The organism is Frigidibacter sp. SD6-1, from assembly GCF_030143255.1.
Classification (GTDB): domain Bacteria; phylum Pseudomonadota; class Alphaproteobacteria; order Rhodobacterales; family Rhodobacteraceae; genus TMP-24.
This window is the reverse complement of the sequence record NZ_JARJNR010000006.1, coordinates 132,494-154,242: the sequence shown is the minus strand read 5'-3', so window position 1 is coordinate 154,242 and position 21,749 is coordinate 132,494. Positions and strand designations below refer to the sequence as shown.

Below are 21,749 nucleotides of genomic sequence, written 5' to 3'. Positions count from 1 at the left end.
AAGCCGTGTCTCGGTGCCGGGGCGGGGCCCCGGCACCTCGGATCCCGGTTGTGCCGAGCTCCGGCGGGGTGCGATCAGAGGATGACCCTCGGCTCCGGCAGGCCCTGGGCGACATCGTCGCAGCGGATGGTCGCGCCGTTCAGCGGTTCGGCGGCGAGAATATCCGGCGACAGGCCCTGCCGTGCAGTCGTGGTGAAGAGGGTGCGTAGATCGCTGCCGCCGAAAGCGGGGCAGGAGGAGTGGCGCCCTCCGACCGGTACCGCGCGCAAGAACTGCCCATCCGGCCCATAGGCCGCGACCCGCGCCGCACCCCATTCCGCCAGCCAGAAGGTGCCGTCGGCATCGAAGACCGCGCCGTCGGGATTAGCCATTCCGCCTGATCGGGCACGCAGGAAGGGTTCCGGCTCTCCCTTCGGCCAGCCATGCAGCGGGTCGAGCGCCGTGCGCCATACAATCCCGCGCGCGGTGTCGGCGAAGGTCGCGAACTGCCGGTTGGGGGCGAAGGCGATAGCGTTCGAAATGGTGATCTTCGGGAAGAGGCGCCGCAGCTCGCCCCGGTAATAGCGCCAGATCGACCCGGCTTCGGGCTCCGCCGCCTTGCCCATCGTGCCGATCCAGAAGCCGCCCCAGGGATCGGCACGGCCGTCGTTCGAGCGGGTCACCGGATTGTCGGCCTCAAGCGCTGTGACCAGGTCGCGCGCACCGCTTTCGATGTCGAAGACCCAAAGGCCGGTCTCGGACGCCATTAGCAGCCGGTCGTCGTCGATCCAGCCCGCGGCCGAGCACATTTCCGGCAGGCTCCAGTCCAGCGGGCCGGTCCCGTCGCGCGACAGAAGCCGCCGCCCGGTTATGTCGAACCAGAAAAGCTGGCTCCGCCCGGGATGCCAGAGCGGCCCCTCGCCAAGGTCGCAGGGGCGGTCGTCAAAGATCACGCTCATATGTCTCCCCGGATGGTGGCCTTTGCGGCGCTCTTGTCCAGGAAAGATATAGCGCCGACGTCCTACTCGCCAGAGGCGAGACAGCCGACGATCGTTGAGGCAAGCCCGCGCAGGAGCTGGGCATAGAGATCGGCGCCGGGTGCAAGCGCAAGCCCTTCGGGGTCAAGCGCCGCGCCGCGCCTCATGCCCGTATCGGCCGCTATCCGGTCGACCGGGGCGGGGTCGTGACCGGCCTCAGGAAAGATGCAGCCGTCCGGCGCTGCGCGCGCTGTCTCGGTCACGGCGCTTACATGCTGGGCGCCGGGGCTCGCCGCATCGCCTTCGGCAAGGCTGGCGGCAATGGTCAGATCGAAAGCGCCGGCGAAATACCCATAGGCGTCATGGCCCATGATCAAGGGCTTGCCCCTTGCGGCCCGCAGGGTCGTGCCAATCTCCTGTTCCAGTTCGTTGAGGCGCGTTATCGCTTCGGCCGCGTTCTTCTGATAGTCGGCGGCATGGGCGGGATCGGCGGCGCTCAGCCGGTCGCGGATCGCGGCGATCCAGGCACGGGCATTGGCCGGATCGAGCCAGGCATGCGGATCGGTGCCGTCGTGCGCATGGTCGTGATTGCCCTCATGGTCGCCCTCTTCATGCGTTTCATCCTCATCTGCGCCGCCGCTCGCGAAAGGGCGCAATTCGGTGCCCGGCGTGGTCAGGAGCGCGAGCGGCGCGTCGGCGCGGGCGGTCGCAATCGCCCGGTCAAGCCAGGGCGTCATCTCAGGGCCTATCCAGAAGATGAGGTCGGCAGAGGCAAGGGCGCGGGCCTCTGACGGGCGGAGTTGATATTCGTGCGGGTCGGCGCCCTGCGCGACCAGAAGCATCGGCGTGCCGGTGTCGCCCATCACCTGCGCCACCAGAGATTGGATGGGTGCAATGTCGGTGACAACCTGCAGTGCCTCGGCGTGCAGGGGAGAAGCAGCCGAAAGGGCGGCGAGGGCAACGGCAAGGCGCGCGGCGGGGAGGTGCATGACAAGTCCTGTTGTGGTCGGCAGGGCGATATCATATGTTATAAAGTAACAGTCAAGAGAAATGTGATACTATAACATGAACCACGCTTCTGCGGGCGGAGATCCCGGCAAGTCGGCTACCGATGCGGGCCTCGCGTTCCGGCGGCACGACCACAGCCATTGTTGCGGCGGACTGATCGCGAGGGCGGACGCGCTTGCGGCGGAGCGCGGGCTGAAGCTGACGCCTGTGCGGCGGCGCGCGCTAGAGATATTGCTGGAGGAGCATCGGGCGGTCGGGGCTTACGAGGTACTGGAGCGGCTGGCAGGCGAGGGGTTCGGCAACAAGCCCCCCGTCGCCTACCGGGCGCTCGATTTTCTGGTCGAGAACGGCATGGCGCACCGGATCGCGCGGCTCAATGCCTTCATGGCCTGCATGCATCCCGGCGACGATCATACGCCGATGGTGATGATCTGCCGCGCTTGCCGGTCGGTCGCCGAGGCACCGGCTGAACCGGTCGCGGCGGCAGTCGAAGGGTCGGCGGCGGCGGCGGGTTTCGCAGTCGAGGGCACGGTGGTGGAGGCGCTGGGTCTCTGTTCGGCCTGCCTGGCGCGCGGGGAAGGCTGAATGCTGATCGCGGCGCAGAACCTTTCGGTGCGGCACGGCGAGCTGCCGGTATTGAGCGATGTCACGCTTGCGGTCTCGAAAGGCGAGATCGTCACCATCGTCGGGCCGAACGGGTCGGGAAAATCGACATTGATCCGGGCCTTGATCGGACTGGCGCCCGCCTCGGCCGGATCGATCGAGCGCAAGGCGGGGCTCAGGATCGGCTATGTGCCGCAGCGGCTGAGGGTCGAGGCGGGCCTGCCGCTGACCGTCCGCCGCTTTCTGTCGCTGCCGCGCCGTGTCAGCGACATCGACGCGGAGCAGGCGCTCGCCCGCACCGGTGCCGCGGGTCTTGGCCCGCGCCAGCTGCTGGCGCTGTCGGGTGGGCAGTTCCAGCGCGTCCTTCTGGCCCGCGCACTTCTGTCGAGACCGGATATCCTGATCCTTGACGAGCCGACGCAGGGGCTGGACCAGCCGGGGATCGCCGCCTTCTACCGGTTGCTGGAGGACTTGCGGCGGGAGACCGGGGTTGCGGTGCTGCTGGTCAGCCATGACCTCAATGTCGTGATGCGGGCCTCGGACCGGGTGATCTGCCTCAACGGCCATGTCTGCTGCGAGGGCGCGCCCGAAGCCGTCTCTGCCGCGCCCGCCTACCGGGCGCTGTTCGGCTTCGATCAGGACGGGGTTCTTGCGCTCTACCGCCATCACCACGACCATGATCATGATCATGATCATGATCACGGCGAGGACGGTCACGGCCACCACCATCATCACGCGCATGACCATGACAATGGCCGCGGCGACCGGACCGAAACCCGTGGGGCGGAGCAGGCGGATGTTTGACGAATTCCTGCTGCGCGCGCTCCTCGCCGGGGTCGGCCTGACAGTCGCGGCTGGGCCGCTTGGGTCTTTCGTGGTCTGGCGGCGGATGGCCTATTTCGGCGACGCGACCTCGCATGCCGCGATCCTCGGCGTGGCGCTTGCCTTCGCCTTCCACCTGCCGCTCTATCTCGGCATCCTTGCCGTGGCCCTCTCGGTCGCGCTGACGGTGGCGAGCCTCAGCGGGCGCGGCCATCAGGCCGATACGCTACTGGGGGTGATGGCTCATTCCGCGCTGGCACTCGGGCTGGTCGCGGTTTCCTTCTTGCCCTCGGTCCGGGTCGATTTGTCGGCCTATCTCTTCGGCGACATCCTGACCGTGGGCTGGGGCGATGTGATCTGGGTCTGGGTCGGCAGCGCATTGGTGCTGGGCCTACTTCTCTGGCGCTGGGACGGACTGGTGACGGCGACGGTGAACGAGGAACTGGCGCAGGCCTCGGGTGTCGATCCGGGCCGCGAGCGGCTGGCGCTGACACTGGCGCTGGGCCTCACGGTGGCACTGTCGATCAAGATCGTGGGCGCACTTCTGATCGCGGCCATGCTGATCATCCCGCCCGCCGCCGCCCGCGCCTTCGCCGCGACGCCGGAACGGATGGCGCTTCTCGCAACGCTCGGCGGCGCGGTGGCGGTGGTTGCGGGTCTTGGCGCCTCGCTTCGTTTCGATACGCCCGCCGGACCCTCGGTGGTCGTGGCGGCCTTCGGCCTGTTCCTCCTCTCCGCCTTGCGGCGAAGCCGGCCATGACCGGGCCGCTCATCGTCGCCTTCGGCGCTCTTCGCTCTGGCGCACTCACGACGAGCGGCCGAAGGCCGACGAGGAGCGCCGCTCTTTACTGCCCGGAGGTTCGCCCGTTATCTCTGGGCGGGGCCTAAGGGAGCTTTCATGTCCAATCACCTTTACGATGCGCTCTTCGCCCCGCATGAAGGGCAGGCGACCCCGTTCCTGATCCTGCCGGACGGGCGCGAGATCAGCCATGCCGCCTTTCTGGCGCATGCCGCGCGGATGGCCCACGCCCTGCGCGCGGCGGGCCTTCGCCCCGGCGACCGGGTGGCGCTGCAACTGGACAAGAGCGTCGAGATGCTTGCGGTGATTGCGGGCGCCATTCAGGCCGGTGTGATCTTCCTGCCGCTCAACACAGCCTATACGCCTGCCGAACTGTCCTATTTCATCACCGATGCCGAGGCGCGGCTCTTGCTCGCCGATCCGGGGCGCATCGGCGCGCTGGCGGACGTTGCTTCTGCAGCAGGCGTGTCGCTCATGTCGCTCGGCACCGACGACGGCGGCGCGTTCGGAGCGCTTGCCGCAGCGCAGTCGGATCGGTTCGCGACCGAACCGCGCGCCGAGGGGGACCTCGCGGCCTTTCTCTACACCTCCGGCACAACCGGCCGGTCCAAGGGCGCCATGCTCAGCCACGGCAACCTTCTGTCCAATGCCGAAGTGCTGGCGCGGGAATGGCGCTTCACGCGCGCGGACGTCCTGCTGCATGCCTTGCCGATCTTCCATACGCACGGGCTCTTCGTGGCCACGAACGTGGCCCTCATCGCCGGGGCGCCGATGATCTTCCTGCCGAAGTTCGATGCGGACGAGGTGATCCGCCTCCTGCCGAAGGCCACAGCTATGATGGGCGTGCCGACCTTCTACACCCGCCTTCTGGCCGATCCGCGCCTCGACCGGGCGCTCACCGCGCATATGCGCCTCTTCGTCTCGGGCTCCGCGCCGCTTCTTGCCGAGACGCACCGGGAGTGGGAGGCGCGGACCGGGCACCGGGTTCTGGAACGCTACGGGATGACCGAGACCAACATGAATACCTCCAACCCCTATGAGGGCGACCGCCGTGCGGGAACGGTGGGGACGGCGCTGCCCGGAGTTGAGGTCAAGGTCTGTGACACATCAGGCAGGGAGCTGCCGCGCGGCGAGGTTGGCGTGATCGAGGTGAGGGGCCCGAATGTCTTTCAGGGCTATTGGCGGATGCCGGAAAAGACCCGCGAGGAATTGCGCGACGACGGGTTCTTCATCACCGGCGATCTCGGCACGATGAGCGCGGATGGCTATCTCACCATCGTCGGTCGGGCGAAGGATCTGGTGATATCGGGCGGCTTCAATGTCTATCCGAAGGAAGTCGAGGAACTGATCGACGCGCTGCCGGGGGTCGTGGAGAGCGCCGTCATCGGCGTGCCGCACCCCGATTTCGGCGAGGCGGTGGTGGCGGTCGTGGTTGGCGAGGCGCGGGAAGGTACGACGGCCGAGGCGATCCGCAGAGCGCTTCAGGGACAGTTGGCGAAGTTCAAGCAGCCCAAGCATATCGAGATGCGCGCGGACCTGCCGCGCAATACGATGGGGAAGGTGCAGAAGGCGCTGCTGCGGGCCGAGTTGAAAGACCTGTTCAGCAGCTGAGCGCACGCGCCAGAACCGCTGAGAAATCCGCGATCCGCTCCGGCGTGGCGTCGCCAAAGCCTGCGACAAGGCCCTCCTGTCCTGAGCCAATGCAGAAGGTCGAAAGGGCTGCGGGTGCGAAGCCTGCCTTGATGAGGGCGGTATGGGCCCTTGCCTCGGTCCCGGGCGTCAGGCGGATGGCGAGTTGCACGCCACCTGACGGCTCGGCGACCTCGACCCCGGGGATCGCGCGGAGCGCGCGGGCGAAAGCCCGCCCGCGCTCGCCATAGGTTGCGGCGATCCGCGACAGATGCGCGCGGTAGCGCCCGTCCTCGATCAGGGCGGCCAGCGCCGACTGCGCATGCACGTTTGCCGCAAGACCCAAGGTGCGCTGGGCGGCGGCGAGCGCCGGGGCAAGGCCGGGCGGCGCAACGATCCAGCCGAGCCGCAGCCCCGGGGCGAGCGCCTTGGCGGCCGTGCCGATGGTGACGATCCGCTCGGGCGCCTCAGGCTGGAAGGCGGCGATCGGGCGGCCGTGCCAGAGGAACTCGCTGTCATAATCATCCTCGATGATCACGGCGTCGTGGCGGCGCGCATGGGCAAGGACGGCCGCACGGCGGGCGAGTGAGAGGCGGGTGCCGAGCGGATACTGGTTCGCGGGCGTCAGATAGATGAGACGGGCGGCGGGCGCCTGTCCGCAATCGGCGCCGTCAGTATCGACCGGCAGGGGGTGGAGAGCGAGGCCAGCCGTGCGGAAGGCCGCCTTCGCGCCGGAATATCCGGGATCCTCGATCAGCGCGGTCTCGCCCGGGTCGCCGAGTGTCATCGCCAGAAGGGTGAGCGAGGCCTGCGCGCCGGGGGTAATGAGGATCTGATCCGCCGTCACCACCATGCCGCGGTCTGCCGCGAGACGCCGGGCAAGCGTCTCTCGCAGCGCGGGAAGGCCTGCATAGTGACGATATCCCAATGCTGCGCCCGACGTGAGCCGCGCGGCCCGGCGCAGAAGGCGCGCCCAGAGGTCGCGCGGGAAGAGATCGGGGTCGGGCTGTCCCGGCGCCATCGGGCCCGGCCGGTCGCGATCCTCTCCCAGAGAGGCGATCGCCCGGCCGCGTCCGGACAGGCGCGGCAGGTCGTTTCGTGCCGCCGGGGTGGGTCGCGGGGCGGCGGGGCTCAGGATCGTCGGCGCCGCGCCCCGGCGGATCGCAATCGCGCCTTCCGCTGCAAGCAGGTCATAGGCGGCGTTGACCGTGTTGCGGGCGACACCGAGCACCTTTGCGGCGGCGCGAGACGAGGGGAGGCGGCCGGGAAGATCGCCTGCGCGGATCGCGGCCAGAAGGGCGCGATAGAGCTGGACGGCGAGCGTCTGATCCGCGTTTCGATCAAGCGGCGGGAGTGGGCAGAGAAAAAGTGGTTCCATCAAGAGTATACGAACTGGAGCTTTCAGGGAGCCATATGATTGCCTAGAACCGGCGGAAAGCGAAGGAGAAGGTGATGGGCGATCCGCAGGACTATGCGAAAATCCGCTATGTGAAGCGCAAGGTCGAGGACGAGGCGGTTGCGCAGGCGATCCTCGATCAGGGGCTGGTCGCGCATGTGGGCTTCGTGGCCGAGGGCCGGCCGATGGTGATCCCCATGGCCTATGCCCGCGATGGCAACCGGATCTATATCCACGGCGCGCGCAAGACGCGGGCAATCGCGAAGACGGCGGGCCTGCCGGTCTGCCTGACGGTGACCCATGTCGACGGTCTGGTGGTGGCGAAATCGGGGTTCAATTCCTCGGTCAATTACCGGTCCTGCGTGGTGCATGGCACGGCGCGGGCGGTGACGGACCGGGCGGAGTTCGACAGGGCACTTTGGCTTATTACCGACCATCTGATGCCGGGGCGGAGCGGCGAGGTTCGCGCCTCGACCGCGCAGGAGGAGAAGGCGACCGGGGTTCTGGCGATCGAGATCGAGGCGATGACGGTCAAGGTGCGGTCCGGTCCGCCGGTCGACGAGCCGGAGGATCAGGCGCTGGATGTCTGGAGCGGGGTCCTGCCGATCGGCGTGGCCATCGGCCGCGGCGTGCCGGACGGGTTCACGCCGGCGTCGGGGCCCGAACCCGCGAGTCTTTCGGCCGCGCGGCGCAAGTTTTCGGCCTGAGATTTCGTCCCGCCTGCGGCGGGCCGATCCGCCGGGAGGGCTCCGCCCTCCCGGACCCTCCCGGAGTATTTTCGGACAGAAAGTGGGAAAAGCTCCGGTCCTGTCCGCGCCCGCACCGAAGGGGTGACGTGCGGCGTGCCCCGCCCGTCAGCGCCCGACGCCCGCATAGGCCTTGAAGCCCGCTGTCCGGGCATCCGAGGGCGAATAGACATTCCTGAGGTCGGCCATGCGGGCATGGGCCATGTTCTTGGCGAGCCGCCTGAGGTCGAGGGCGCGGAATTCGTTCCATTCGGTCAAGATCACCACGATGTCGGCGCCCCTGGCTGCCTGGTAGGCATCCTCCATCCAGTCGACGCCGGGCAGGAGGTGGCGGCCTTCGCGCTGGCCTTGCGGATCGACGGCGCGGACCTTTGCGCCGCCGCCGACGAGGGCCGGGACGATGGTCAGCGAGGGGGCGTCGCGCATGTCGTCGGTGTTGGGCTTGAAGGTCACGCCGAGGATCGCGACCGTCTTGCCGTTCACCGAGCCATCGCAGAGGTCGAGGATCTTCGTCACCATGCGGCGCTTGATCTCCTCGTTCACCTTGATGACCGTCTCGACGATCTGCATGGGAGCGGCATATTCCTGTGCGGTGCGGGCCAGTGCCTGGGTGTCCTTTGGGAAGCAGGAGCCGCCGTAGCCCGGGCCCGCATGCAGGAACTTGTTGCCGATGCGGCCGTCTAGGCCGATGCCTTTCGAGACCTGCTTCACGTCGGCGCCGACCTTTTCGCACAAGGTCGCGATCTCGTTGATGAAGGTGATCTTGGTGGCGAGGAAGGCGTTCGCCGCATATTTGATCATCTCGGCGGTTTCGAGGTCGGTGTAGAGGATCGGGAAGTCGCGCAGGAAAAGCGGGCGGTAGATCTCGCCCATCACCTGTTTCGCCCGGTCCGAGGTGACGCCCACGACGACGCGGTCGGGGCGCATGAAATCGTCGATCGCCGCGCCCTCGCGCAGGAATTCCGGGTTCGAGGCCACGTCGAAATCCGCATCCGGTGCGGCCTTGCGGATCACTTCGGCCACCTTGCTGTTGGTGCCGACCGGCACGGTCGATTTGGTGACCACGACGGCAGGGCCGGTCAGGGCGCGGCCAATCTCCTCGGCGGCGGCGAAGACATAGGTCAGGTCGGCATGGCCGTCGCCGCGGCGGGTGGGCGTTCCGACAGCGATGAAGACCGCGTCGGCGCCATCGACGGCGGCGGCGAGATCGCCGGTGAAGGTCAGGCGACCGGCGGCGACGTTCTTGGCCATCAGGGCTTCAAGCCCCGGCTCGTAGATCGGGACCTGGCCCGCCCTCAGCATCTCGACCTTGCGGGGGTCCTTGTCGACGCAAATGACCTCGTGCCCGAAGTCGGAAAAGCAGACCCCGGACACCAGTCCGACATATCCAGTGCCGATCATTGCGATCTTCATCAGCGAACCTCTTCAAATCAATGCGTCCGACATGCCGCTCCGGGCGGGCGGGTGTCAACGGTCGAGGCGAGGAACCGGCGGCCGGCCGGGCGATTGTTTGCCGGAAAGGGACAGTCCGCGCGGCCGGGAAGCGACCTGCGCGGCTTCAGAACCGGGCGGGCGAGAGGCTGGAGAGGCGCGGGTCGCCCGCGTTGGCGATGAGGCAGCGCGCGACCAGTTCGGCGGTGATGGGCGCGAGGGTCAGGCCGATATGGCCATGGCCGTAGGCATGGATCATCCGGTTGCCCAGACGGCCCGGGCCGACAACCGGCAGCGAGTCGGGTATCGAGGGGCGCAAGCCCATCCAGCTGCGCGACGGCTCGGGCAGGTCGGGGAAGATCGCGCGGGCGCCCTCCTCCAGCCTTGCGAGCCGGTGGGGCGAGGGCGGCGCGGTCAGGCCGCCGAGTTCGACGGTTCCGGCCACGCGCAGCCGCCCCTGCATCGGGCAAAGGTAGAAGCCGCGCGCGGTCGGGCAGGTCGGGCGGGTCAGACGCGGCGTCGCCATGTCCCATTCGAGGTGATAGCCGCGTTCGGTGTCGAGCGGCACGCGGTCGCCGGCCTGAACGGCGAGGGCGCGGGAATGGGCACCGGCGGCGAGGATGACATGGCGGGCCAGAAGGTCGAGCCTATCGCCCTGCAGGCGCATCGAGGTGCCTTGAATGATCAGGCTGGCGACCCTGGCGCGGCGGAAGCTGGCGCCAGCCGCCTCGGTGGCGCGGGCGAGACGGGTGACCATCTGGCCGGGGTCGGTCATGAAACGGGCGTTCGGGAAGAAGGCCGCGCCGCCGCCCGTCACAGGCAGGGCGGGTTCGAGGGATTGCAGTGCTGCCGCGCCGATCAGCTCGACCGAGACGCCGACGCTCTGGCGAAAGGAGATGTCCGCCTTGGCCGCCCGGTAGGCGGCATCGGTCTGATACCAGTAAAGGCAGCCGCAGTCCTGCAGGAGGTCCGTGCCGCCGATCTGGGCCGCCAGGGCATGCCAGCGTGGCGTTGCGTCGGCCAGAAGGTCCGCCAGCACCATCGCGTTGCGGCGCGCGGCGTTCGGCAGCGACTGGCGGGCGAAGCGCAGGAGCCAGGGGGCGAGTGTCGGCAGCGCGGCGCGCCGGATCGCAAGGGGGGAGCTGCGATCGAAGAGGAGGGACGGGAGGTTACGCAAGACCTCGGGCGTGCCGACGGGCTGGACGGCATAGTCGGCGATGGTGCCCGCATTGCCATGGGAGGCGCCCGAACCCGGATCATTGGGGTCGATCAGCAGCACCTCGCGGCCTGCCAGCGCCAGCCGGTGAGCGATGGCAAGGCCGATGACGCCCGCGCCGATCACGGCAATTTCGGTGGTCTCGCTCATCCGGCCTCCATGCGGAGGGGCGCTGCCCCTCTTTGGCCTCACGGCCAAATTCACCCCGGGATACTTTTTCCAGAATGAAAATGTGTCTCTTTCATTCTGGTCCAAATATCCCCGGGGGGTGCGGGGGGCAGGCAGCCCCCCGCTTCGGTCAGAGGCAGGCCTCGAAGAGGGCGCGGGTATTGCGCCTGGTCATCTTGACCGGGTTGCCGCCGCAGGACGGATCTTCCAGCGCCATCTTGGTCAGCATGTCGAGGTCGGGGTTTGTCACGCCGAGTTTCGTGAGGTTTTCCGGGATGTTCAACTCGGCGCGCAAATCCATGATGCGCTGGTAGAAGCCCTTGTAGCCGCCCTTGATGCCGCAATAGGCCGCCGCCGCCGCAAGCCTGTCCTTCACCGCCTTGCGGTTGAAGTCGAGAACCATCGGCATAACGACCGCATTCGTCGTGCCGTGATGCGTGTTATAGACCGCGCCGATCGGGTGGCTGAGCGAATGGATCGCGCCGAGGCCCTTCTGGAAGGCGACGGCGCCCATGGCGGCGGCCGACATCATATGGGCGCGGGCCTCGAGGTTGCCGGGGTCTGCATAGGCCTTGGGCAGGTTCTCGAACACCAGACGCATGCCTTCAAGCGCGATGCCCTGGGACATCGGGTGGTAGAAGGGCGATGAGTAGGCCTCGAGGCAATGGGCGAGCGCGTCCATGCCGGTGCCCGCGGTGATGAACTTCGGCATGCCGACGGTCAGGGCCGGGTCGCAGATGGTGACGGCGGGCATCAGTTTGGGATGGAAGATGATCTTCTTCTTGTGGGTCTGGCTATTGGTCAGCACGCCCGCGCGACCGACTTCGGAACCTGTCCCGGCGGTCGTCGGTACCGCGATGATCGGGGCGATCTTCGAGGCGTCGGCGCGGGTCCACCAGTCATCGATATCCTCGAGCTTCCAGACCGAGAGGGTCTTCGGCTGGTCGGCCATCAGCGCGATCATCTTGCCGAGGTCCAGTGCCGAGCCGCCGCCAAAGCAGATCACGCCGTCATGGCCGCCCGCCTTGTAGACGGCGATCCCGTCGGCCATGTTCATCTCGTTCGGGTTCGGGTCGACTTCGGAAAAGACCGCGCGTCCGAGGCCGGCGGCTTCCAGCACATCCAGCGCCGCTGCGGTAATCGGCAGCGAGGCCAGCGCCTTGTCGGTGACGAGGAGGGGCTTCTTCAGCCCGACCGATGCGCAGTGTTCGGCGAGTTCAGAAATCCTGCCGACGCCGAACTTGATCGCGGTCGGATAGGACCAGTTGCGCTTGGGAACCGCATGGGAGATGGGGTGGCTCATGGCCTCAGACCTTCTTCAGATGGTAGGATTTCGGGCGGGTCACCGAATGGAACCCGAGGTAGGACAGCGAGCCGCCGCGGCCGGTGTCCTTGCAGCCGGTCCAGCAAAGCGCGGGGTCGAGATAGTCGGCGCGGTTCATGAAGATCGTGCCGGTTTCGATCCGGGCGCCGATTTCGGCGGCCTTGTCGTAATCCTCGGTCCAGATCGAGGCGGTGAGGCCATAGGGGCTGTCGTTCATCAGCCCGATTGCCTCCTCGTCGCCCGAGACCTTCATGATGCCGACGACAGGGCCGAAGCTTTCCTCCATCATCACGCGCATCGAATGGTCGACATTCACGAGGACCTGCGGGGCCAGATAGGCGCCGCCATCATCGGCGGGGAAGAGCTTGGGGTCGATCAGCGGTTTGGCCCCGGCGGCAACCGCCTCGGCGATCTGGCCGCGGACGGTGGCGGCGAAGCGCTTGTTGGCCATCGGGCCGATGGTGGTGGCCGCGTCGAATGGGTTGCCGAGCTTCAATCCGCTGGCCCAGGCGACGGCGCCCTCGACGAAGCGGTCATAGTGGCGCTCGTGCACATAGATACGCTCGATCCCGCAGCAGCACTGGCCCGCGTTGTACATCGCGCCGTCCATCAGCGTGTCGATGGCCGCGTCGACGTTCGCGTCCTCGCGCACGTAACCCGGGTCCTTGCCGCCGAGTTCGAGGCCAAGGGGCGTGAAGGTGCCAGCCGCCGCGCGTTCCATCGCCTGACCGCCGCCGACGGAGCCGGTGAAGTTCACGAAGCCGAAGGAGCGCTCTTTGATCAGCAATTCGGTCGTGGCATGGTCGAGGACGACATTCTGGAAGACGTCTTCAGGGATGCCTGCAGCATGGAAGGCCTCGGCCAGCCGTTCGCCGACGAGCATCGTCTGGGACGCATGTTTCAGCACGACGGTATTGCCCGCGATCAGCGCCGGGACAAGCGTGTTGATCGTGGTGAGGTAGGGATAGTTCCAGGGCGCCACGATGAAGACGACGCCCACCGGTTCGCGTGCGAGATAGCGGCGGAAGGCGTTCGAATCCTCGACCATCAGGGGCGCAAGGGTCTTTTCGGCGATCTCCGACATATAGGCGGTGCGGGCGTTCACGCCGCCGAACTCGCCGCCATAGCGGGTCGGGCGGCCCATCTGCCAGGCGATCTCCTCGACGATCGGGGCCTGCATCGCGTTCAGACGCTCGACACCGGCGTTCACCAGCGCGATGCGCTCGGCGAGCGGGCGGGCGGCCCAGCCCTTTTGCGCGGCGCGGGCGGCGGCGACGGCGACAAGCGCGGCGTCAGGGGTCAGCGGCGTGCGTTCGGCATAGACCGAACCGTCGACGGGCGAGATGAGTTGGATGGGTTTCATGGATTCATCCTTTAACGGCGAGGATGGGCAGATTGCCCATCCTACGGGGAGGCGGGCGTAGGATGGGCAATCTGCCCATCCTCGCCGCAGGGGGTCAGGCACGTTCCAGCAGGCGCTGGATTTCAAAGTCAGTGACCACGCGGTCGGTTTCCGAAATCTCCCACTGGGCGGCATGGTGGTAATGTTCGACCACCTCATCGCCGAACGCCTTGCGCAGCATGTCGGAGCCGAGAAGCAGATCGGCTGCCTCGCGCAGGGTGTGAGGTATCTCGCGGATGCCCTTGGTGTTGTACATGTCGCCGCGGAGTTCCGGTTCCAGCTCCAGCTTCTGTTCTATCCCGGCAAGGCCCGCCGCCAGAAGCGCGGCGCAGGCAAGGTAGGGGTTCACGTCCGAGCCCGGGATGCGGCATTCGACGCGCACGCCTTTCGTGTGTTCGCCGCAGACCCGGAAGCCCGCAGTGCGGTTGTCGGCTGACCAGACCGCCTTGGTGGGCGCGAACATGCCGATGGTGAAGCGCTTGTAGCTGTTCACGTAAGGCGCAAGAAAGGCGGTGATCTCGCGCGCATAGGTTAGCTGGCCCGCGACATAGTGCTTCATCGTGGCCGACATGCCGTGGGCATCGTCCTTGTCCATGAAGACGGGCTTGCCGTCCCTGGTCCAGAGCGACTGGTGGATATGGCTCGACGATCCGGCCTTGCGGTGGTCGTACTTGGCCATGAAGGTGACGGACCGGCCCTTGGACCAGGCGATCTCCTTCACGCCGGCCTTCACGATCGTATGGTTGTCGGCAGTGTCGAGCGCGTCGGAATAGCGGTAGTTGACCTCTTCCTGACCGGCATCCGCCTCGCCCTTGGAATTTTCGATCGGGATGCCCGCGCCGTAAAGGCCATTGCGGATGGCGCGCATCACATCCTCTTCCTTGGTGGTCTGGAAGATGTGGTAATCCTCGTTATAGGCGCTGATCGGCTTCAGGCCGGTGAAGTTCGTGTCGCGGAGCGCCTCGTAGCTGTTTTCGAACAGGTAGAATTCCAGTTCCGTCGCCATCATCGGCTCGAACCCCAGCGCGCGGGCGCGGGCGACCTGGCGTTTCAGGATGGCGCGGGGCGACTGGGCGACCTCTTCATGCGTGTGATGGTCCAGAAGGTCGCACAGAACCATCGCCGTTGCGGGCAGCCATGGGATGACCCGCAGCGTCGAAAGGTCGGGCTTCATCACATAATCGCCATAGCCCTTTTCCCAGCTTGAGGTCTTGTAGCCGGGGACGGTGTTCATCTCCATGTCGACGGCAAGGAGGTAGTTGCAGCAATGCGTCTCCTCCCAGCCGCCGTCGATGAAGAATTGGGCATGGAAGCGCTTGCCCATCAGACGGCCCTGCATATCGATGCCCGCCACCAGAACCGTGTCGATCTCGCCCGCCTTGACGGCTTTCTTCAAGCCGTCGAGCGTCAGATTTCCTGCCATAACCAGTTTCTCCCCTTCTCTGGCGAAGCCGCCTTCTGGCGTTGCTTCGTCCGAATGTATTGCGTCATGTCGAAGTCAAGCCTTGCTCAGGCGCTTCGATGACGGCCTCGCTGCAATTCGCCCATGGCGCGCCTGAGGACGGGGACGAGCCTGTCGGCCATCGCCGCTTCGGCGCCGGGTGTGGCGATCAGGTCGTTGCGAATTTCCAGCATCACGTTCCTCAGCCCGTAGGGGGTGGCCTGCAGGCGCAGTGTATGCGTGACCTGATCGGCAGCGGAATAGGGTTCGTTCAGTTCGACGCGCAAATCCGTCAGGGCGCGCGCGGCCTCGACCGTGGCGAGGGCAAGCGAGGGGTCGGCGTCATGGATGACGCCGAATTCGACCGCGCGCTGCTTGCCGAAATAGACCGGCGTGAAGGAGTGGATCGTGACGATGACTGGCGGGCGCCCGGCAGCGATTCGCGCCGCTATCTCGGCATGAAGTCGGGCGTGGAAAGGCAGATAGATCGCTTGCGTTCGCCGGAGCCGCTCGGCGGCATCCAGCGCCGCATTGCCGGGGATATCGAAAATCTCGCTTCTGGCGGGCATCGCGCCCGGCGCATCCGGCGGGCGATTGAGGTCATAGATCAGCCGCGAGGCGGTCGCACGCACCAGCGTCGCATCAAGTCGCGAGGACAGGGCGCGGGCAAGGCCAAGCGCGCCCGGGTCCCAGGCGATATGGGCCGCGCACTCCGCTTCACTCAGTCCCAAGGTGCCGAACGTATCGGGAAAATGGTTCGAGGCATGTTCGCAGACGATCAGAACATCGCTTTCGCCGCCGGGGGTCTCAACGGCGACCGGCGCGTCAAATCTGTTGTGCGAAACACTCATGTGCGGCAGAAGTCCCCCGGGTCTTGGCCGCCACGGTCATATGTTGGCACAGGACTGTCAATATGTTTCCCGGCAGAAATTTTCTGTTACGATCTTTTCTAAGACGATTGCGGAAGGGTGGCGGGCGAATGAAGCAAACGATTGAGCAGCAGATCAAGGCGGCCTTCGACGAGCTGACCCGGGCCGAGAGGCAACTCGCCAGCCATATCATGCGCAATTATCCGGTGGCGGTGCTTGGCTCGATCACCACGCTTGCCAAGGCAGCGGAAGTATCGACGCCGACCGTGGTGCGCCTGACGCAGAAGCTCGGCTTCAAGGGCTATCCCGACTTTCAGATCACTGTGCGCGCCGAGGTCGAGGAACGGCTGATCTCGCCCCTGATGAAGCATGACCGTTGGGCGGGCGGTGTACCGCAGACCCATATGCTCAACCGTTTCGCCGATGCGGTCGTGGCGAACCTTCAGGCGACGCTCGCGCAGATCGACCAGACGGAGTTCGACGCGATCGCGGCGCTGATGGCCGACCCGGACCGTCGCATCTTTGCGATGGGCGGGCGGATCACCCATGCTTTGGCCGACTATTTCGTGACCCATATGAAGGTCATCCGCCGCGATGTGAGCCTGATCTCGGACCGCGCCAATGCCTGGTTGCCCGCGATCATCGACATGGCGCCGGGCGATGTGCTCCTGGCGCTGGACATTCGGCGCTACGAGAACAACGTCTTGCAACTGATCGAGGCCGCCGCCGCGCAGGGGGCGGAGGTCGTGCTGATCACCGATCAATGGGTCTCGCCCGCCGCCGCCCATGCCCGCCACCGGCTGTCTGCCCATGTCGAGGCGCCATCGGCCTGGGATTCGACCGTGGCGATCCAACTGCTTCTGGAAACCCTTCTGGCCGCGACCGAGAACCTGACCTGGGACGAGACGCAGGCCCGGATGCGGCGACTGGAAGAGCTTTATGCCCGTTCGCGGTTCTTCCGGAGGGGCAAGTAACGCTGGCGCCGGGCGGCAACGGTGTTCAGGACAAGCGCCGCCAGAAGGATCGCCCCGCCAAGCGCGGTGTCTGCGCTGACGGTCTCGTTCCAGAAGAGCCAGACCCAGACCGGGGCGAGGACTACCTCGACCAGCGCCAGAAGGCCCGCGTCGGCGGCCGGGATGGCGCGGGTCCCGGCGGTGAAAAGGATCATGCCACCGCAGATCGTGACGGCGCCCATCAGCATCGAGACCGACCAGCCGCGCAGGGGCAGGGCGAGGCTTTCGCCCCGCAATGAAACAACCGCCGCCGCAACGAGGATGGACAGGAGCGCGCCCGTGAGGACCGCCGGTGTCATCTCGCTCAGCCGCGCCTTGCGGAGCGTGAGCGTAAAGGCGGAAAAACCGGCGGCGGAACCCAGGGCCGCGATATTGCCCATCCCCTCGCCAAGTGCGAGCCCCTCGCGCACCATCACGAAAACCCCGACCGAGGCGACTGCGATGGCGACCCAGGTGCCGGGGCCCACCCGCTCGCCCAGGACAGGCCAGGCGAGTGCCGCGGTCAGAAGCGGCGCGGCGGCGAACAGGAAGACCGCATTGGCGATGGTGGTGGTCTGCATCGAAAAAATCGCGCCGGAGAAAGCGACGACGAGGCCGAGTCCGCCGATAAGGACCGCCAGCCCCCCGGCGCGGATCAAGGCGAACGGGCGGCCACCGGATCGCCGATGGATCCAGAGGAACAGGACGGGCACCATGCCGAGCGAGCGGTAGAAAAGTACCTGCCAGGTGCCCGCATCGCCGACGATGCGCAGAAGAAGGCCGTTGAGCGACCAGATGAATCCGGCACCGACGACCAGAAGAACGCCCTGTCTGTAGGTCAGCCCCGACACATGTCCCCCCGGATTACCCTTCGGGGCAGGATCGGCGCCGCCAGAGCGGATATCTGATCCGTCGGCGGCGCTTCATGTCGCAAATGGGCTCAGTCGCCGATAACCAGAAGATCCTGACCCGCGACCGACAGCGAAACCTCTTCGCCCACCTTCGGCGGCGCGCGACCGGTATCGTTGAACATATCGAAGGAAACCACATCCTTGCCGACCGAGGCCCGGCCGCGAATGACCGAGCCGAGGAAATGGACCTCGGTGATCGTGCCTTTCAACGCGGTCTCCCGGCCGGTACGGGCGCCGAGGCTGATCATCTCGGGCCGCGAGCCGAGGGTGATCTTGCCCGGCGGCACCGCTCGGCCCAGCGTGATCTCCTGCCCGCCAATCTTCACGCGCCCGGTCGAGGGGTCGACGACATCGGCTTCCATCACGTTCAACGTGCCAACGAAATTGGCCACGAACCGCGTGGCGGGGCGGTTGTAGATGTCGAGCGGCGTGCCGACCTGATCGGCGATGCCCTGATGCATCACCACCACCCGGTCCGACATCGACAGCGCCTCTTCCTGATCGTGTGTCACGAAGATCGTGGTGATCCCCAGTCGCTGCTGGATCGCGCGCATCTCTTCGCGCAAGGAGACGCGGATCTTGGCGTCGAGCGCCGAGAGCGGCTCGTCGAGCAAAAGGACACGCGGACGCGGCGCAAGCGCCCGGGCCAGCGCCACGCGCTGCTGCTGGCCGCCCGACAGCTGGAACGGATAGCGGTTGCCAAGCTCGGGCAGGCCGATCAGCGTCAGCATCTCTGTCACGCGCTTGTCGCTTTCTGCCCGGTCGACACCCGCGACCTTCAGCCCGAACGCCACGTTCTGGGCCACGGTCAGGTTCGGGAAGAGCGCATAGGCCTGGAAGACCATGCCGATATTGCGCTGGTTGGGCTTGAGGTTCACCACATCCTTGCCGTCGATGCGGATATTGCCCGATGTCGGCACCTCGAACCCCGCGACCATCCTCAGGACCGTGGTCTTGCCGCAGCCCGACGGACCGAGAAGCGAGATGAACTCTCCCTTCTCGACGGACAGGTTGAAATCCTTCACGACGCGGGTGGCGCCGAAGCTCTTTTCCAGATGTTCGATTTCGAGGAAGGCCATCAGCGTGCAGCTTTCGTATGTTTGGAGAACCGGGTGACAAGCTGGATGAGCCCCATGCAGACCCAGGTGATGGCGAAGGCGATCACCGAAAGCGCGAAGGGCTCATAGGGCTTGTTGGCCCCGATGCGTTGCAGGTAGGGGCCGAAGGCCGGGCGGTCGAGAAGGGCGGCGAGCGTGAATTCGCCGATGACGATGGCGAAGGTCAGGAAGGCGCCCGACAGGACCGCGACCAGCACGTTCGGCAGGATGACGCGCGACAGGATCGTGATCCAACCGGCGCCGAGCGATTGCGCCGCCTCGGTCAGGGTGGCCACGTCGATCGTGCGAAGCCCGGTATCGACCGCGCGGTACATGTAGGGCAGCGCCAGCGTTGTATAACCGAAGGCCAGCAGCAGGTTGGTGCCCATGGTCGTACCTGTCATCGGCAGCCAGCTCGACGTGTTGTAAAGCCGGATATAGCCAAAGACGATGACGATTGCGGGGATGACCAGCGGCAAGAGCGTGATGAACTCCACATAGGGGCGTGCCCAGGGCATCTTCAGCCTGACCCAGAAGGCCGTGGGCACGACGAGCAGCACGCCCATGGCGATGGTGACCAGCGCCATCACCACCGAATAGCCGAAGGTCGCCTGAAACTCCGCATCGCCGATGATCTTGGTATAGGCGTCGAGCGAATAGACGCCACGGCGGGCCTTCAGCGAGAATTCGAAGAGGCCAAGCAGCGGCAGAAAAAAGTAAAGCAGGCCGAAGATGAGGACGATCCAGCCGGTGAGGCGGGCATAAAGGCTCATTTCAGCCACCTCTCGGCGCGAATGCGCAGCCAGATGTAAAGGACATTGGCGATGCCGGTGACGACGATCATGCCGAAGGCCAGCGCATAGCCGAGGTTGGGGTTGCCAAGGACATCGCCCCTGATCTGCGCGAAAAGCTGGATCGGCACTATGTTGAGGGCCGACCCCGTCAGCGCGATGGCGGTCGCCACGGCGCCGAAGGCGTTGGCGAAGAGAAGCGCGAACGTGCCCAGAAGCGAGGGGAAGAGAATGGGCAGCGCGACCATGCGCCAATATTGCAGGCTCGTGGCGCCAAGAACCGAAGCTGCCTCGCGCCATTCCTTCTTCAGCCCCTCCAGCGCCGGGGTGATGATCAGGATCATCAGCGGGATCTGGAAGAAGAGGTAGGTGACCGTCAGGCCCCAGAAGCTGAGGATAGAGAACCCAAGGTCACGCTGCAGGACGATGCCGAAATTGTTCTTCAGAAACAGCGTGATCAGGCCGACCGGCCCGAAGGTTGCGAGGAAAGCGAAGGCCAAGGGCACGCCCGCGAAGTTCGAGGCGACGCCGGAAAAGGTCATCAGCGGGCCGCGGATGAAGCGGGGCACCGCGCCGAAGGTCACCGCCGCCGCCATGCCGAAACCGATCAGGCAGCCCAGAAGCGACGAGGCGAGCGAGATCTTCACCGAGATCCAGTAGGACGAGGGGATCGTGCCGGTGCCGAGGTCGCGCAGGTTCTGCAGGGTGAACGACCCGTCGCGCGTCTGGAAGGCGCCGATCACGATATTCATCGTGGGCAGGATCAGGAACAGAAGCGCGAAGATCACGAAGGGCGCAAGACCCACCCATGTCAGGGGCAGGCGCCGCGGCCGCGCTGGTCTGGCGGGGGCGGTATCGGTCATGAAGGATATGTCCCGGTCGAGGTGAGGTCCGAGCTGGTCGGAATTCTTGTTATGGCAACCCCGGCCCGGTGTGGTCCGGGCCGGGGCGACTGTCAGGCTATGGCCTGTTACTGGACGTTGGCGCCGACGACGCTATCCCAGCCACCGGTGACGGCGGCCTTGTTGGCGTTCACCTCGTCGAGCGTCGGGAAGTAGGCGGCCTCGTACGACGCGGCAGGCGGCAGCTTGGCCATCGCGTCGGCGTCAAGCTTGCCCGCGGCCGACATGGCGTTGAAGCGCGCCGGGTGGCAATAGCCCTTCAGCCACAGGTTCTGGCCTTCGTCCGAATAGAGATACTCCATCCACAGCTTCGCCGCGTTCGGATGCGGCGCATAGGCCGAGATGCCCTGCACGTAGACGCCCGCAAGGACGCCGGTCGAGGGAACGACGATCTCGACCGGCGGGTTGCCGGCAAGTTCGTCGGCCCAGGCAAGCGCGTTATAGTCCCAGGCGATGGTGATCGGGGTCGCGCCCTGGGCGATCGTGCCCGCCTTGCCGATGACCGGAACGAAGTTGCCCGCCTTGTTCAGTTCGGCGAAATATTCAAGACCGGCATTGCCCGCGGCTTCACCGGCGGCGGCGCCTTTCGACAGGCCCGCGGCAAGAACGCCGAGGATCGCCTGGTTCGAGGCGCGCGGATCGCCCGCAAGCGCGACCTGACCGGCATATTCCGGCTTCATCAGGTCAGCCCAGTCGGCGGGCGTGTTGGCGACGAGATCCTTGTTCACGATGAAGGACATCACGCCGTAATAGTCGCCATACCAGTAACCGTCGGCATCCTTGATGCTGTCGGGGATCTCGTCCCAGGTCGAGACCTTGTAGGGCTGCAGAAGGCCTTCTTCCTTCATCGACGGGCCGAACGCGAGGCCGACATCGACGACGTCGGGCGCCTGCGGGCCGGTATTGCCCTTGTTCGCCTTGATCGCCTCAACCTCATCGGCAGACCCTGCGTCGGGGTTCAGTTCGTTGACGGCGATTTCGGGATATTTGGCCTTGAAGCCGGCGATCACATCGCCATAGCCGCACCAGCTGTGCGGCAGGGCGATCGTCGTCAGCATGCCTTCGGCCTTGGCGGCGGCCTCCAGATCGGCCATCGCATCGGCCTGCACCACCGCCGTCGAGGCGAGAAGCGCGGCGATGCTCGCCGAAAGGACCATCTTCTTGGACATCATATGTGCTCCCGTTGTGAGGTCTGGGTCCGTTAATCGGACTCCCGTTCGCCTTACCGGTCCCGCATGACAGATTT

At 66.2% G+C, this 21,749-nt stretch carries 20 protein-coding genes; 6 read left to right on the top strand and 14 right to left on the bottom strand.

The genetic code is table 11. The annotated features are described in order from the left end of the window. Positions 1-74: 74 nt before the first annotated feature. Positions 75-938, bottom strand: coding sequence for an SMP-30/gluconolactonase/LRE family protein (locus P0645_RS12630; RefSeq protein ID WP_284164951.1), 864 nt, complete (start codon positions 936-938; stop codon positions 75-77). Positions 939-1,000: 62 nt separating this feature from the next. Next, the gene (locus P0645_RS12625; protein ID WP_284164950.1) at positions 1,001-1,945 is read right to left on the bottom strand and encodes a zinc ABC transporter substrate-binding protein; all 945 of its coding nucleotides are present in this window, start codon (positions 1,943-1,945) and stop codon (positions 1,001-1,003) included. 76 nt (positions 1,946-2,021) lie between these two features. On the opposite strand from P0645_RS12625, the gene P0645_RS12620 reads away from it, so the two are divergent. From P0645_RS12620 to P0645_RS12605, 4 genes are all read left to right on the top strand, one after another. Further along, positions 2,022-2,549, top strand: coding sequence for a helix-turn-helix domain-containing protein (locus P0645_RS12620; protein ID WP_284164949.1), 528 nt, complete (start codon positions 2,022-2,024; stop codon positions 2,547-2,549). Beyond that, complete coding sequence (locus P0645_RS12615) at positions 2,550-3,371, top strand: metal ABC transporter ATP-binding protein (protein ID WP_284164948.1); 822 nt, start codon at positions 2,550-2,552, stop codon at positions 3,369-3,371. It begins immediately after the preceding gene. Further along, positions 3,364-4,149, top strand: coding sequence for an iron chelate uptake ABC transporter family permease subunit (locus tag P0645_RS12610; RefSeq protein WP_284164947.1), 786 nt, complete (start codon positions 3,364-3,366; stop codon positions 4,147-4,149). Before P0645_RS12615 ends, P0645_RS12610 begins: the two co-directional genes overlap by 8 nt. A gap of 138 nt (positions 4,150-4,287) precedes the next feature. Next, positions 4,288-5,799, top strand: a complete 1,512-nt coding sequence (locus P0645_RS12605) for a malonate--CoA ligase (protein WP_284164946.1) — start codon at positions 4,288-4,290, stop codon at positions 5,797-5,799. On the opposite strand, the gene P0645_RS12600 is transcribed toward P0645_RS12605, so the two are convergent. Then, positions 5,789-7,195 carry an aminotransferase-like domain-containing protein gene (locus tag P0645_RS12600; protein ID WP_284164945.1) on the bottom strand — a complete coding sequence of 469 codons (1,407 nt, stop codon included), beginning with the start codon at positions 7,193-7,195 and terminating at the stop codon, positions 5,789-5,791. The two genes, P0645_RS12605 and P0645_RS12600, sit on opposite strands and share 11 nt — an antisense overlap. Before the next feature lie 74 nt (positions 7,196-7,269). On the opposite strand from P0645_RS12600, the gene P0645_RS12595 reads away from it, so the two are divergent. Continuing rightward, entirely contained in the window at positions 7,270-7,920 is a 651-nt protein-coding gene (locus tag P0645_RS12595; RefSeq protein ID WP_284164944.1) for a pyridoxamine 5'-phosphate oxidase family protein, read from the top strand. Between the two features lie 147 nt (positions 7,921-8,067). Here the strand turns inward: P0645_RS12595 and P0645_RS12590 are convergent, their stop codons facing one another. The 6 genes from P0645_RS12590 to P0645_RS12565 form a co-directional block, all read right to left on the bottom strand. Then, entirely contained in the window at positions 8,068-9,372 is a 1,305-nt protein-coding gene (locus P0645_RS12590) for a UDP-glucose dehydrogenase family protein (RefSeq protein ID WP_284164943.1), read from the bottom strand. 145 nt (positions 9,373-9,517) lie between these two features. Next, complete coding sequence (locus P0645_RS12585) at positions 9,518-10,756, bottom strand: NAD(P)/FAD-dependent oxidoreductase (protein WP_284164942.1); 1,239 nt, start codon at positions 10,754-10,756, stop codon at positions 9,518-9,520. Positions 10,757-10,904: 148 nt separating this feature from the next. After that, entirely contained in the window at positions 10,905-12,077 is a 1,173-nt protein-coding gene (locus P0645_RS12580) for an iron-containing alcohol dehydrogenase (RefSeq protein ID WP_284164941.1), read from the bottom strand. Between the two features lie 4 nt (positions 12,078-12,081). Next, positions 12,082-13,461 (bottom strand): aldehyde dehydrogenase family protein, encoded by a 1,380-nt coding sequence (locus P0645_RS12575; RefSeq protein ID WP_284164940.1) that lies wholly within the window; start codon positions 13,459-13,461, stop codon positions 12,082-12,084. A gap of 94 nt (positions 13,462-13,555) precedes the next feature. After that, a complete protein-coding gene (locus P0645_RS12570) occupies positions 13,556-14,923 on the bottom strand; it encodes a glutamine synthetase family protein (protein WP_284164939.1) in 1,368 nt (455 codons plus the stop codon). Positions 14,924-15,009: 86 nt separating this feature from the next. Continuing rightward, positions 15,010-15,792 carry an N-formylglutamate amidohydrolase gene (locus P0645_RS12565; protein WP_284164938.1) on the bottom strand — a complete coding sequence of 261 codons (783 nt, stop codon included), beginning with the start codon at positions 15,790-15,792 and terminating at the stop codon, positions 15,010-15,012. A gap of 128 nt (positions 15,793-15,920) precedes the next feature. On the opposite strand from P0645_RS12565, the gene P0645_RS12560 reads away from it, so the two are divergent. Further along, the gene (locus P0645_RS12560; protein WP_284164937.1) at positions 15,921-16,784 is read left to right on the top strand and encodes a MurR/RpiR family transcriptional regulator; all 864 of its coding nucleotides are present in this window, start codon (positions 15,921-15,923) and stop codon (positions 16,782-16,784) included. Here P0645_RS12560 and P0645_RS12555 read toward each other — a convergent pair. The 5 genes from P0645_RS12555 to P0645_RS12535 all read right to left on the bottom strand — a co-directional run bounded on the left by P0645_RS12555 (position 16,748) and on the right by P0645_RS12535 (position 21,672). Beyond that, entirely contained in the window at positions 16,748-17,653 is a 906-nt protein-coding gene (locus P0645_RS12555; RefSeq protein ID WP_284164936.1) for a DMT family transporter, read from the bottom strand. The two genes, P0645_RS12560 and P0645_RS12555, sit on opposite strands and share 37 nt — an antisense overlap. A gap of 89 nt (positions 17,654-17,742) precedes the next feature. Further along, entirely contained in the window at positions 17,743-18,792 is a 1,050-nt protein-coding gene (locus P0645_RS12550) for an ABC transporter ATP-binding protein (RefSeq protein WP_284164935.1), read from the bottom strand. Continuing rightward, a complete protein-coding gene (locus P0645_RS12545) occupies positions 18,792-19,583 on the bottom strand; it encodes an ABC transporter permease (RefSeq protein WP_284164934.1) in 792 nt (263 codons plus the stop codon). The genes P0645_RS12550 and P0645_RS12545 overlap by 1 nt, the downstream gene beginning before the upstream one ends. Further along, positions 19,580-20,464 carry an ABC transporter permease gene (locus P0645_RS12540; RefSeq protein ID WP_284164933.1) on the bottom strand — a complete coding sequence of 295 codons (885 nt, stop codon included), beginning with the start codon at positions 20,462-20,464 and terminating at the stop codon, positions 19,580-19,582. Before P0645_RS12540 ends, P0645_RS12545 begins: the two co-directional genes overlap by 4 nt. Before the next feature lie 107 nt (positions 20,465-20,571). Beyond that, positions 20,572-21,672 carry an ABC transporter substrate-binding protein gene (locus tag P0645_RS12535; RefSeq protein WP_284164932.1) on the bottom strand — a complete coding sequence of 367 codons (1,101 nt, stop codon included), beginning with the start codon at positions 21,670-21,672 and terminating at the stop codon, positions 20,572-20,574. Positions 21,673-21,749 lie beyond the last annotated feature (77 nt).

Bases quoted from the DNA above. Each gene is read 5' to 3' on its own strand.
- P0645_RS12625 (WP_284164950.1), bottom strand. From the start codon at position 1,945: ATGCACCTCCCCGCCGCGCGCCTTGCCGTTGCCCTCGCCGCCCTTTCG.
- P0645_RS12545 (WP_284164934.1), bottom strand. From the start codon at position 19,583: ATGAGCCTTTATGCCCGCCTCACCGGCTGGATCGTCCTCATCTTCGGC.
- P0645_RS12540 (WP_284164933.1), bottom strand. From the start codon at position 20,464: ATGACCGATACCGCCCCCGCCAGACCAGCGCGGCCGCGGCGCCTGCCC.
- P0645_RS12565 (WP_284164938.1), bottom strand. From the start codon at position 15,792: ATGAGTGTTTCGCACAACAGATTTGACGCGCCGGTCGCCGTTGAGACC.
- P0645_RS12620 (WP_284164949.1), top strand. From the start codon at position 2,022: ATGAACCACGCTTCTGCGGGCGGAGATCCCGGCAAGTCGGCTACCGAT.
- P0645_RS12580 (WP_284164941.1), bottom strand. From the start codon at position 12,077: ATGAGCCACCCCATCTCCCATGCGGTTCCCAAGCGCAACTGGTCCTAT.
- P0645_RS12595 (WP_284164944.1), top strand. From the start codon at position 7,270: ATGGGCGATCCGCAGGACTATGCGAAAATCCGCTATGTGAAGCGCAAG.
- P0645_RS12585 (WP_284164942.1), bottom strand. From the start codon at position 10,756: ATGAGCGAGACCACCGAAATTGCCGTGATCGGCGCGGGCGTCATCGGC.
- P0645_RS12590 (WP_284164943.1), bottom strand. From the start codon at position 9,372: ATGAAGATCGCAATGATCGGCACTGGATATGTCGGACTGGTGTCCGGG.
- P0645_RS12615 (WP_284164948.1), top strand. From the start codon at position 2,550: ATGCTGATCGCGGCGCAGAACCTTTCGGTGCGGCACGGCGAGCTGCCG.
- P0645_RS12610 (WP_284164947.1), top strand. From the start codon at position 3,364: ATGTTTGACGAATTCCTGCTGCGCGCGCTCCTCGCCGGGGTCGGCCTG.
- P0645_RS12575 (WP_284164940.1), bottom strand. From the start codon at position 13,461: ATGAAACCCATCCAACTCATCTCGCCCGTCGACGGTTCGGTCTATGCC.
- P0645_RS12630 (WP_284164951.1), bottom strand. From the start codon at position 938: ATGAGCGTGATCTTTGACGACCGCCCCTGCGACCTTGGCGAGGGGCCG.
- P0645_RS12605 (WP_284164946.1), top strand. From the start codon at position 4,288: ATGTCCAATCACCTTTACGATGCGCTCTTCGCCCCGCATGAAGGGCAG.
- P0645_RS12600 (WP_284164945.1), bottom strand. From the start codon at position 7,195: ATGGAACCACTTTTTCTCTGCCCACTCCCGCCGCTTGATCGAAACGCG.
- P0645_RS12550 (WP_284164935.1), bottom strand. From the start codon at position 18,792: ATGGCCTTCCTCGAAATCGAACATCTGGAAAAGAGCTTCGGCGCCACC.
- P0645_RS12560 (WP_284164937.1), top strand. From the start codon at position 15,921: ATGAAGCAAACGATTGAGCAGCAGATCAAGGCGGCCTTCGACGAGCTG.
- P0645_RS12535 (WP_284164932.1), bottom strand. From the start codon at position 21,672: ATGTCCAAGAAGATGGTCCTTTCGGCGAGCATCGCCGCGCTTCTCGCC.
- P0645_RS12570 (WP_284164939.1), bottom strand. From the start codon at position 14,923: ATGGCAGGAAATCTGACGCTCGACGGCTTGAAGAAAGCCGTCAAGGCG.